Here is a 2085-nt window from a genome sequence, read left to right as displayed (position 1 = left end):
CTTGTGGTGTACTGATTGGCATATTCTGTTTCCCGTTATTCTAAAATTTATTTTCCGACAGCAATGCGTGAAATCTTATTGCAATGGTAATGACATCAACAGTTTGAGCCTTGCACAATGCAAGTCAATTGCCCTAACGATGTTCTGTGAATCCGGTCTGTTATGGCAATTACCGCAACGTGGCTGAGCGCTTACGCAAAGCCATTTTGTTGTAAGAAGTCCATGGTGATGCGAGATTCAGGCTGCTCTTCTTGCTGACCTTGCAGCAAGCGTTCCATATAACGCGCCAACACATCCACTTCTAAATTCACTTTGCGGCCCACTTGGAACTGGTCGATAGTGGTTTCTTCACTGGTGTGAGGCACAATCGTCAGTTTGAATGCGTTTTTACGTAAATCATTCACCGTTAAGCTGATACCATCAACGGTGATAGAGCCTTTTTCTGCCACGTACTTGCTGATCTCAGCAGGCATCGCGACCCAAAACTCTATCGCACGACCAACTTGATTGCGCTCCACAATTTCACCCACGCCGTCCACGTGTCCAGATACAATGTGTCCGCCAAAACGTGTCGTCGGCAGCATGGCTTTTTCTAAGTTAACCTTTTCGCCTACTTGGTAGTTTGCAAAACCGGTTTTTTTCAAGGTCTCGAGAGACAAATCCGCGCTGTAGTAATTGCTTCCAAAGTCAATCACCGTTAAGCACACACCGTTAGTTGCGATGCTGTCGCCTAACTTCACGTCAGACATGTCTAACTTACCTACTTCTACCGTAACGGTAATATCTTCGCCTTTTGGCGTAATCGCAGTTAATTTACCAACTGCTTCTACAATTCCTGTAAACATAGTGCTTCTTTTCTAAATTTCTTTACGTACAAGGGTGGCGGTAATACGGATATCTCTGCCCACCATTCGCACATCAGTAATATTTAAATCGATGACCTGCGCCATCTCCGTCAATCCCAGCGCGCCAATTAAACCACGTCCATCGCTTCCCATTAGTTTCGGAGCGAGATAGACAATCAACTCATCTACAAGGTTAGCTTTGATTAGAGAACTCGCGAGCGTCGCGCCAGCTTCCACCCATAAATGGTTGATATTATGCTGAGTCGCGACCGCTTTTAGGGTGGCAGCTAAATCAATTTTTCCGTTTTGATCGAGTTGTGGGCAAACATCGCCTTCGCTGCTGACAATAATTCGCTCACCTTCGGTACTGAACAGTTTAAGGTCATCACTCAGTTTCTGTTGACGGTCGAGTATTACCCTTGCAGGTTGGCGAACTTCCGTCAGCTCATAGTGCGCTTGAACACTCTGCGGCAAATCATCCCAACGAACGTTGAGAGAAGCGTTATCATCCATCACTGTTTTGCTTGTAGACAGAATGCCACCGCTTTGCGCTCGATAACGCTGCACGTCTTGGCGAGCCTGTGGGGAGGTGATCCATTGGCTCTTGCCATTGCTTAGCGCACTCTGTCCATCCAAGCTTGCTGCCATTTTCAATTGGATAAATGGCATGCCTGTTTGCATGAATTTAATGAAGCCACGATTGAGCTCAATCGCATCGTTTTCTAACAATCCAACCTGAACCTCAACCCCGGCTTCACGTAGCATTTGGATGCCACGTCCAGCCACTTTTGGATTCGGATCTTCCATCGCACACACTACTCGCGCCACTTTGGCTTTTATCAACCCTTCAGCGCAAGGTGGCGTGCGTCCATAGTGGGAGCACGGTTCAAGGGTAACGTATGCCGTTGCACCTTCAGCTTTATCACCAGCCATGCGCATCGCGTGCACTTCAGCATGGGGCTCTCCAGCGCGATGATGATAACCTTCACCAATGATCACGCCATCACGAACAATTACGCAACCGACGTTCGGGTTTGGAGCCGTCGTATAAATGCCGCGTCGAGCTAACTTGAGCGCACGCGACATCATTGAAAAATCTTGAGGAGAAAATGGAGATGCAGAAGTGTGTTGAGGCATGATTTAATCAGTCTTCAAGGCGGGCAATTTCTTCGCCGAATTCACGAATATCTTCAAAGCTACGATAAACCGATGCAAAACGGATGTAAGCCACTTTGTCGAG

Annotated in this window: 3 protein-coding genes and 1 pseudogene; 1 reads left to right on the top strand and 3 read right to left on the bottom strand. The window is 47.3% G+C overall.

All coding sequences use genetic code 11. From position 1 onward, the window contains the following. Window positions 1–187 (top strand): hypothetical protein (locus R7Q48_RS23915; RefSeq protein WP_318132554.1); only part of this gene is annotated, 187 nt, incomplete at its 5' end. Between the two features lie 4 nt (window positions 188–191). Here the strand turns inward: R7Q48_RS23915 and R7Q48_RS23910 are convergent. The 3 genes and pseudogenes from R7Q48_RS23910 to R7Q48_RS23900 all read right to left on the bottom strand — a co-directional run. Continuing rightward, window positions 192–845 carry a riboflavin synthase gene (locus R7Q48_RS23910; protein ID WP_005483039.1) on the bottom strand — a complete coding sequence of 218 codons (654 nt, stop codon included), beginning with the start codon at window positions 843–845 and terminating at the stop codon, window positions 192–194. 12 nt (window positions 846–857) lie between these two features. Then, the gene (gene ribD / locus R7Q48_RS23905; RefSeq protein WP_318132553.1) at window positions 858–1982 is read right to left on the bottom strand and encodes a bifunctional diaminohydroxyphosphoribosylaminopyrimidine deaminase/5-amino-6-(5-phosphoribosylamino)uracil reductase RibD; all 1125 of its coding nucleotides are present in this window, start codon (window positions 1980–1982) and stop codon (window positions 858–860) included. A gap of 7 nt (window positions 1983–1989) precedes the next feature. Further along, a pseudogene (locus R7Q48_RS23900) lies at window positions 1990–2085 on the bottom strand (transcriptional regulator NrdR); the annotation flags it as partial.

This window comes from Vibrio sp. 378, assembly GCF_033339435.1.
This window is presented reverse-complemented; position numbering and strand designations above follow the sequence as displayed.

Coding starts and splice junctions, on each gene's coding strand:
- R7Q48_RS23910 (WP_005483039.1), bottom strand. CDS start 845: ATGTTTACAGGAATTGTAGAAGCAGTTGGTAAATTAACTGCGATTACG.
- ribD (WP_318132553.1), bottom strand. CDS start 1,982: ATGCCTCAACACACTTCTGCATCTCCATTTTCTCCTCAAGATTTTTCA.